At 63.1% G+C, this 8,905-nt stretch carries 9 protein-coding genes and 1 pseudogene; 9 read left to right on the top strand and 1 reads right to left on the bottom strand.

Going from position 1 to position 8,905, the window contains the following annotated elements; translation table 11 throughout:
• From RCJ92_RS13655 to RCJ92_RS13640, 4 genes are all read left to right on the top strand, one after another.
• Positions 1-580, top strand: a 580-nt coding sequence (locus RCJ92_RS13655) for an HNH endonuclease signature motif containing protein (RefSeq protein WP_446754832.1), incomplete at its 5' end; no start/stop codon positions are given.
• Between the two features lie 298 nt (positions 581-878).
• Positions 879-1,016 carry a hypothetical protein gene (locus tag RCJ92_RS13650; RefSeq protein WP_175419463.1) on the top strand — a complete coding sequence of 46 codons (138 nt, stop codon included), beginning with the start codon at positions 879-881 and terminating at the stop codon, positions 1,014-1,016.
• 220 nt (positions 1,017-1,236) lie between these two features.
• A complete protein-coding gene (locus RCJ92_RS13645) occupies positions 1,237-2,763 on the top strand; it encodes an NCS1 family nucleobase:cation symporter-1 (RefSeq protein ID WP_421014509.1) in 1,527 nt (508 codons plus the stop codon).
• A gap of 17 nt (positions 2,764-2,780) precedes the next feature.
• Entirely contained in the window at positions 2,781-3,527 is a 747-nt protein-coding gene (locus RCJ92_RS13640) for an aspartate/glutamate racemase family protein (RefSeq protein ID WP_446754831.1), read from the top strand.
• A gap of 55 nt (positions 3,528-3,582) precedes the next feature.
• Here the strand turns inward: RCJ92_RS13640 and RCJ92_RS13635 are convergent, their stop codons facing one another.
• Positions 3,583-3,795, bottom strand: coding sequence for a hypothetical protein (locus tag RCJ92_RS13635; RefSeq protein WP_343833299.1), 213 nt, complete (start codon positions 3,793-3,795; stop codon positions 3,583-3,585).
• Positions 3,796-4,730: 935 nt separating this feature from the next.
• Between RCJ92_RS13635 and RCJ92_RS13630 the strand changes: the two genes are divergently transcribed.
• From RCJ92_RS13630 to RCJ92_RS13610, 5 genes and pseudogenes are all read left to right on the top strand, one after another.
• Positions 4,731-5,720: a siderophore ABC transporter substrate-binding protein gene (locus tag RCJ92_RS13630; protein ID WP_446754830.1), complete on the top strand. Its 990-nt coding sequence runs from the start codon at positions 4,731-4,733 to the stop codon at positions 5,718-5,720.
• A gap of 93 nt (positions 5,721-5,813) precedes the next feature.
• Positions 5,814-6,794 (top strand): ABC transporter permease, encoded by a 981-nt coding sequence (locus tag RCJ92_RS13625; RefSeq protein ID WP_138927060.1) that lies wholly within the window; start codon positions 5,814-5,816, stop codon positions 6,792-6,794.
• 4 nt (positions 6,795-6,798) lie between these two features.
• The gene (locus RCJ92_RS13620; protein ID WP_421014505.1) at positions 6,799-7,851 is read left to right on the top strand and encodes an iron chelate uptake ABC transporter family permease subunit; all 1,053 of its coding nucleotides are present in this window, start codon (positions 6,799-6,801) and stop codon (positions 7,849-7,851) included.
• Complete coding sequence (locus tag RCJ92_RS13615; RefSeq protein WP_446754829.1) at positions 7,848-8,603, top strand: iron ABC transporter ATP-binding protein; 756 nt, start codon at positions 7,848-7,850, stop codon at positions 8,601-8,603. The genes RCJ92_RS13620 and RCJ92_RS13615 overlap by 4 nt, the downstream gene beginning before the upstream one ends.
• A 50-nt stretch (positions 8,604-8,653) precedes the next feature.
• A pseudogene (locus RCJ92_RS13610) lies at positions 8,654-8,905 on the top strand (hypothetical protein); the annotation flags it as partial.

Below are 8,905 nucleotides of genomic sequence, written 5' to 3'. Positions count from 1 at the left end.
GTACCGGCCCCCGGCGGCGTTGCAGGAGCTGGTGCAGTTGCGTGATGAGCATTGCCAGTTCCCTGGTTGCCGCCGCCCGGCGGAGCGGTGCGAGATCGATCATGTCAAGGACTGGGCCAAGGGCGGGACCACCACCCGGGATAACACCAAATTGTTGTGTACCCGGCATCAGATGTTCAAACACGCCCTGCGGTGGCAGAGCCAGTTCCTGCCTGATGGGTCGGTGCGCTGGGAATCCCCGAACGGGTTGGTGCACTTTTCCGATCCGGGCAGCCTGACCACCGTGAATGGTCGCTCCAACTACACGATGAGCGCTCCTTCACGACAGGCGGTGTATGTGGATGAGAAGCTGCGTGAGGTGTTGGCGTTGCATGAGATCCCGCCGGGCACCCCGGGGTATTGGCATGATCCCAGCGACCCGGACCTGAGCTCGCAAATCCCCGGGGACCCGCCACCGGGGGCCGTGAACCGGGCACCACCCGAGCCACCAGGCGATGACCCCGACCCGCCGGGCGATGACCCGGAACCGCCGGATAGAACCTTGCCCTGCCATGGCGGGGATGAGCTGGGACCTGGCTAATCCCATCGGTTCGTGGCGCGTCTTCGGCCTGTGGCCGCCCCACCCCGGAACGGCCACAGGCTCCGGCGATTTTTGTTCAGTCCGTGGCCCTGGCTCCCTCGGCTCAAGTTCCACCGCGCAAGCTTGTTTCCAGCCCCCCATTCCGCTGGGCAGAATGAATTCATTCCGCAGGGCAAGAGGAACCCCTTCCGCATGCTGGAAGTGAATTATTTGCTTGCGGAATCAACGCGGCACCACTACAGTAAGAGCACCATTAGTGATGTGGCACACATCTCGGAGTTCTTTCTCAGGAGCAGCCATGATCAGTCTCGATCTGATTCTCTGCAGCGCCCACGTGGGCCGGCAGTGGATTCGCCGTTCGCACTATGCCGCGAAACGCAACGCGGCGCTGGCCGGCCACTATGCCGGCTACAAAGATACCTTCCTGCGCGTCTGAGATGTCCTTTTTCCTCCGCACGCCCCGCCCATGATTTTGGCGCTGGCGTTTCCGGAGAGGCACCCTTTGCCTGCGGCCCCTGTCGCTCTGACCACTTCGCCGCAACCCTCCATACCGAACCAGCTCATTTGCCCTCGGTTCTCCCTAACTTTTGCAGTCCGCTTTGCGCTGCCCGCAGCCGCTGCCTTGGCCTGCCATAAATCTCAGAGGATCCTGACCAATGTCTATCCCCAACGCCGTAACGGCGCCTCAAAGCACCCCAACCACTGATGTCCCATTGGGCATCGACCCCTCCAACCCGCACCAGCTGTCCGCTTCGCTCTACAACGAAGACCTGGCACCGACCGCCCAAAAGGGCAGAACGTGGAACGCCTACAGCATCTTCACCCTCTGGGCAAACGATGTGCACTCACTGGGCAACTACGCATTTGCCATCGGCCTCTTTGCCCTGGGCATGAGCGGATGGCAGATTCTAGGCGCGTTGGGAATCGGAGCCATATTGCTCTTTGCCCTGTTGACCCTCTCCGGATTCATGGGAGAGAAGACCGGCGTTCCCTTCCCGGTCATGAGCCGCATTGCTTTTGGCATCACCGGCGCGCAGCTTCCGGCGCTCCTTCGCGGCGCGGTCGCTATCGCCTGGTTCGGCATCCAAACCTTCCTGGCCTCCCAGGTCCTCAGCGTGATGGTGATCGCCTTGGCCCCGGGGGCCGTTTCCCTGCAGGAAACCAGCTTCCTCGGCCTCGACGTGTTGGGCTGGATATGCTTTGTTTCCCTGTGGATCCTGCAGTTGGTCATCGTCAGCTATGGGATGGAGATGATCCGCAAGTATGAGGCCTTCGCCGGTCCGGTCATCCTTGTCACGTTCCTTGCCCTGGCCGTGTGGATGCTGTTCGAATCCGGGTTCAACATCGCCCTGGATACCGGCACTCCCCGCAGTGGGCTGGACATGTGGATCGGCGTGTTCGGCGCGGCAGCGCTGTGGGTCTCCATCTACGGCACCTTCGTGTTGAACTTCTGCGATTTCACCCGCGGCGCGATTTCCAAGAAGGCAATCGTGCGCGGCAACTTCTTCGGAATCCCGCTGAACATGCTGTTCTTCGGTGCGATTGTGGTGGTGCTGACCGGCACCCAGTTCTCCATCAACGGAATCATCATTGACTCTCCGTCAGATGTCGTTCAGGCCATTCCGAACACGGCGTTGCTGTTGCTGGCATCCGGCGCCCTGTTGGTGCTGACCATCGCGGTGAACCTGATGGCGAACTTCGTCGCACCCACGTACGCCCTGAACAACCTGTTCCCCAAGCACCTGAACTTCCGCCGGGCCGCGCTGATCTCCGGGGTAATCGGGTTGGTCATCCTGCCGTGGAATCTGTACAACTCACCGGAAATCATCAACTACTTCCTGGGCGGACTGGGCGCGCTGCTCGGCCCGCTGTTCGGGATCATCATGGCCGACTACTGGCTGGTACGCCGGGCACGCATCAACGTCGTGGACCTCTACCGCACCTCCCCCAACGGCACCTACTACTTCACCCGTGGCGTGAACTACCGCGCCGTGGCAGCGCTGGCCATCAGCTCCATAGTGGCCCTGCTGCTCGCCTTCCTTCCTGCCCTGCACGTTGTCGGTCCGTTCGCCTGGTTCCTGGGCTCGGGCAGCGGCGCACTGGTATACCTGCTGCTCGCCAAGCGACAGCATGACCTGGCGGATATCGATGGCGAAGCCATCGCCGTAGTGGCAAAGCACTAGAGGGAAGGGAAAAGACCATGCGAATTCTCGTCCTGAACGTGAACACCACGGCCTCAATGACCACCGCCATCGGAGACTCCGCGCGCGAAGTGGCTTCCCCCGGGACGCAGATCATTGAGCTCACCCCCGATTTCGGGGCCGACAGCTGCGAGGGAAACTTCGAAAGTTACTTGGCGGCGATCGCCGTCATCGACAAAGTGGTCAATTACCCCGAACCGTTCGATGCGGTAATCCAAGCTGGCTACGGGGAGCACGGCCGCGAAGGACTGCAGGAACTGCTGGAGGTGCCGGTCGTGGACATCACCGAGGCGGCAGCGTCCACGGCCCAGTTCCTCGGGCACAAGTACTCGGTGGTGACCACGCTGGACCGGACGGTTCCGCTGATCGAGGACCGGCTGAAGTTGGCCGGGCTGACCGACCGGCTCGCCTCGGTGCGGGCCAGCGGACTGGGGGTCCTGGAGCTGGAGTCGGATCCGCAGCGCGCCATCGAAGCCATCGTCGCTCAGTCCCGGCGTGCGGTGCAGGAGGACAAGGCCGAGGTGATCTGCCTGGGCTGCGGCGGCATGGCCGAACTCGAGCACCAGGTCCGCGAAGCCACCGGCGTTCCGATCGTTGACGGCGTGCGCGCTGCGGTCACCATCGCCGAGTCAATGGTCCGAATGGGCCTGTCGACCTCGAAGGTGCGCACTTATGCCCCGCCGCGGCCGAAGCGCGTTACTGGCTGGCCGCTGACGAGGTTGACGGAAGTCAACGCCGCGTCCTGATAGAAACCCGCTGCGGGGCGGTCCAAAGTGCTGGACCGCCCCGCAGCGGGTGCCTTCAGGTGACTTCTTTGCCGCGGGCCTTCAGGAGCATCTCCCTTAAGCCTTGAATCTCATTCGCCCGGGATTCCCAATACTCGGCATCGAGCCCGAAACCCATGGAGGCTTCTTGAGCTTGCGCCTTGAAATAGTCTCTGTAGTCTTCCAAAGCGTCGTTCAGGTCGGCTAACTGGTCATCGCTTAGTTCAAGGAGCAGCGTCCTCACTTCCATAAGCAACCTCCTTCAGCACTGTAGGTGGCGGGCCTAAGGCTCTCAAGGCTAGCGCTTGCAGTTTGAAACTCCCAGCCCCGCGTCCAGCCCTTTGCGCAATCTCTAACGTGGTGCCCTGCTGGCTCTCGTGATTCGGCACCCGCCAGTACATCATTAGTGCACCCCAAGCGCTTCCCTAAGCCGATCCAGGACATGGCGGAAGCACGCCGCCTAAATCACCGAGCCCAGCTCAATGTCCTTTCCGCCGTAGGCTCAGCGGTGACCAAAGTGGCCGCCGATAGAGTGAGGTCGGCAGAGAATTCTTGAGCAGCCGACTCCTGGTTCAGCACAAGGCAGATGGCACCCCCTTTCCGGCGTTCGGAAGCCGGGCACCGCGCCGCCCTTGCACAATGACTTCAATGTCAGCGTCACCCAAAACTACCGACGGCGCCTTTCCGCCGCGGTGGCGGCGCTCCTCATTCGGGGGCAACGGCCTCGCCACTGCCCGGGTGCCAGCTAACCACTCTGCGTCCCCCTCGCAACTGCTTCGGGCTGGAAGCCGGGCGCGAAAGTGCCGTCCGGGCTCCCCAAGAACTGAGTCCCCAAGGAGATGGGCATAAACCTCGGGGGAAGGCAGTCTGCCCCACATCGTCCAAGTGAAGGTCGGGAGTCGAAGGCGGGCACAATACCAGCCGCGAGGGACCTTCGCCAACGAAAATGTCCCGGAATTCTCTTTTTCTTGGATTCCGGAAACAATTTGGTTCGTTATTCAGGCAGGCGCGCCTTGTTGTTCGCCGAAAAATCCTTGAAAACCCGTACTTTGGGGGCTTGGGCCCCATTAGGTGTGATTTGAATAACGATATCTGCGGAGTGCAGAGCACATAGAGCTTAGGCTAAGCTAATTTCAGATCAACCTCGCTGGCCGCCGCTCGGTGGCCCCGGAACGATAGGAAATCATGGCCTCTGTGAAACTGCGCGCCGCTGCGCTGCTTGGCATCGCTGCTCTGTCCCTGACCGCCTGCGGTTCGAACGCCTCGACCCCAGAGTCGAGCGCTTCGTCCTCCGAGGGCGTCTCGACCGTCACGTTCGAGGACAACAACGGCGAGCACACCATCGATGTCCCGGCAAAGTCCGTGGTTGCCACCGACAACCGCACCTTCGAGACCCTGGACTCCTGGGGCGTGGAGCTCTCGGCCGCGGCGGTTTCGCTGATGCCGGACACCATCGGCTACACCAAGGACAAGGACCTGATCGACCTGGGCAGCCACCGCGAGCCTGACCTGGAATCGGTCGTCGCCGTGGAGCCGGACCTGATCATCAACGGCCAGCGCTTCACCCAGTACGAGAAGGACTTCAAGAAGCTGGCCCCCGAGGCCACCATCGTCTCCCTGGACCCGCGCGAGGACAAGCCGTTCGGCGAGGAACTCAAGCGCCAGACCACCGTGCTGGGCCAGGTCTTCCAGAAGGAAGATGAAGCCAAGAAGCTGACCGACGAGTTCGACAAGGCCGTCGAGCGCGCCAAGGCCGCCTACAACAAGGACCAGAAGGTGATGGGCGTCATCACCTCCGGCGGCAACATCAACTACTCGGCACCGTCCACCGGCCGCACCCTTGGCCCGCTGTTCGACCTGCTGGATCTGACCCCGGCCCTTGAGGTTGACGAGTCCTCCACCGACCACCAGGGTGATGACATCTCCGTTGAGGCCATCGCCAAGTCCAACCCGGACTGGATCCTGGTCATGGACCGCGATGCCGCAGTGGCCGCCGATGAGCCGGACTACAAGCCGGCCGCCGACCTGCTGAAGAACTCGGATGCGCTGAAGAACGTCACCGCCGCCAAGGAAGGCAACGTCCTGGTGATGCCGGCTGACACCTACACCAACGAGGGCATCCAGACCTACACCGAATTCATCAATGACTTCGCTGATGCGCTCGAAGGCAAGTAGCCCCAACGCGCACTGACCCAGTGGTGGACGCAGCCAACCGGCGGCGTCCACCACTGTGGCGTCTCACCACACCTTCGCAGTAACGGCAGGACCATGACCAGCACCATCACCACACAGCCGCCCCGGGGCAGGCTCTTCGAACCCAAGCTGCTGCTTGGGATCCTTGGAGTCCTGATCCTGCTGGGCTTTTCGCTTTTTACCGGCGTCTACGACATTTTCGGCGCCGAGGATGGTGGGGACATGTTCGCCATCACCCGCATCCCGCGCACCATCGCCCTGGTTCTGGCCGGCGCGGCCATGGCCATGAGCGGGCTGGTGATGCAGCTGCTGACCCAGAACCGGTTCGTGGAGCCCACCACCACCGGCACCACCGAATGGGCGGGCCTGGGCCTGCTCACGGTGATGATCCTGGCCCCGAACGCCGGGATCCTGACCAAGATGAGCGTGGCAGTATTGTTCGCGTTCATCGGCACCATGCTCTTCTTCCTGTTCCTGCAGCGGGTTTCACTCAAGGCCTCGCTGACCGTGCCGATCGTGGGCATCATGCTCGGCGCCGTGGTCGGGGCGGTGTCCACGTTCCTGGCGCTGACCACCGACATGCTCCAGTCCCTGGGGATCTGGTTCGCCGGGTCCTTCACCTCCGTGCTGCGCGGACAGTACGAGGTGCTGTGGATCGTGGCCCTGGTGGCGGTCGCGATCTTCCTGGTCGCGGACCGCTTCACCGTGGCCGGGCTGGGTGAGGAGATCGCCACCAACGTGGGGCTGAACTACCGCCAGGTGATGCTCATCGGCACCGGGCTGATCGCGATCGCCACCGGTGTGGTGACCGTGGTGGTGGGCAACCTGCCGTTCCTGGGGCTGATCGTGCCGAACATCGTCTCCATGTTCCGCGGCGATGACCTGCGCAGCAACCTGCCGTGGGTGTGCCTGCTGGGCATCGCGATCGTGACCGTCTGCGACCTGATCGGGCGCACCATCATCATGCCCTTCGAGATCCCGGTCTCGCTGATCCTGGGTGTGGTCGGTGCGGTGGTCTTCATCGCCCTGTTGTTGAGGCAGCGTCGAAATGGCTAGTCTGATGAGTGAGAACCCGACGATGTCCCAATCCATGCCCCCAAACTTCGCCCCGCTGCGCCAGTCCGGCGCGCTGCCCTCCAAGAAGGTGCGCACCCGCTACTGGGTGATCCTCTCGCTGCTGATCCTGGCGGCCCTGGGCTTCAGCTACGGCTTTTTGGCCCTGGACAACCCGATGCCGGTGGGCAGCGAGGGCTTCTGGCGGATCGCCGAGCTGCGCGCCACGTCGCTGACCACCATGGTGATCGTGTCGATCTGCCAGGCGGTGGCCACCGTCAGCTTCCAGACGGTCACCAACAACCGGATCATCACCCCCTCGATCATGGGCTTTGAATCCCTGTTCGTCGCGGTGCAGACCTCCTCGGTGTTCTTCATGGGTGCGGCCGGGATCGTGGCGCTGCAGGGGGTGACCCAGTTCGTGCTGCAGGTGGCGATCATGGTCGCCCTGTCGGTGGCGCTGTACGGCTGGCTGCTCTCGGGCAAGTTCGGCAACATCCAGATCATGCTGCTGATCGGCATCATCATCGGCGCGGGCCTGGGCTCGGTGTCCACGTTCATGCAGCGCATGCTCACCCCCAGCGAGTTCGACATCCTCACCGCCCGGCTCTTCGGCTCGATCTCCAACGCGGACGTGAGCTACTTCCCGGTGGCGATCCCGCTGATGGCGGTCTCCGCGCTGTTCCTGATCCTGTCCTCCAAGCGGCTGAACGTGGTCGCCCTGGGCCGGGACACCACCATGAACCTGGGCATCAACCACCGCGGCGAGGTGATGCGCACCCTGTTCTTCGTCTCGATCCTGATGGCCGTGTCCACCGCGCTGGTGGGCCCGCTGACCTTCTTCGGCTTCTTGGCCGCGATGCTCTCCTACCAGCTGGCCGACACCTACGACCACCGCTACATCTTCCCGATGGCCGCGCTGACCGGGTTCGTGATCCTGGCCGGGGCCTACTTCATCATGAAGAACGTCTTCTACGCCCAGGGCGTGGTGGGCATCATCATTGAACTGGTTGGCGGCACCGCATTCCTCATCTTCGTCCTCAGAAAGGGCCGGCTGTGATTACCCTCAAAGACGTCCGCAAGCAGTACAGCAGCGAAGTTGCCATCGGGCCGGTGACGCTGCAGATCCCGGCCGGGGGCATCACCGCGCTGGTGGGCCCGAACGGCGCGGGCAAGTCCACCATGCTGACCATGGTCGGGCGCCTGCTCGGCCTGGATGAGGGCACCATCGAGGTGGCCGGCTACGACGTGGCCTCCACCGCCTCGAAGGACCTGGCCAAGATCGTCTCGATCCTGCGCCAGGAGAACCACTTCGTCACCCGCCTGACCGTGCGCCAGCTGGTCGGCTTTGGCCGCTTCCCACACTCCAAGGGGCGGCTGACCCGCAAGGATGAGGAGATCATCTCCCTGGCGATCGACTTCCTGAACCTGAACGACCTGGAGGACCGCTACCTGGACCAGCTCTCCGGCGGTCAGCGTCAGCGCGCCTACGTGGCCATGGTGCTGGCCCAGGACACCGACTACGTGCTGCTGGATGAGCCGCTGAACAACCTGGACATGAAGCACTCGGTGCAGATGATGAAGCACCTGCGCAAGGCCGCCCAGGAGCTGGGGCGCACGATCGTGATCGTGTTGCACGACATCAACTTCGCCGGGCACTACTCGGACTACATCTGCGCCATGAAGAAGGGCCAGGTCGTGGAGTTCGGCTCCCCCGAGGCAATCATGCGCGATGAGGTGCTCTCCGCCGTGTTCGATACCCCGGTACGCGTCATCGAGGGCCCGGAGGGCCCGCTGGCGGTCTACTACTAAACCCCCCGCATGGGGCCGCAGCGGCCCCTTGGATCCCGAAAGGCCGGCCGATGGGCCAGGGCTCAACCCTGCTGCACACCGGCTGGCCGATGTGGGTGATGCTGGTGCTGGTGACGGGGATCGCCGCCCTTTTCGCCCAGCGCCTCCTGCTGTTGCCGGCCCGCCAGATCCTCACCGCGGTGCTGCGCGCCCTGGCGCAGATGCTGGTGGTGGCGCTGGCGATCTCCCAGCTCTCCCGGTCCTGGTGGCTGACCGTACTGTTCCTGCTGCTGATGTTCGTGGTGGCCGCATTGACCAGTACC

The sequence above is a fragment of the Glutamicibacter sp. BSL13 genome (assembly GCF_052928425.1).
This window is presented reverse-complemented; position numbering and strand designations above follow the sequence as displayed.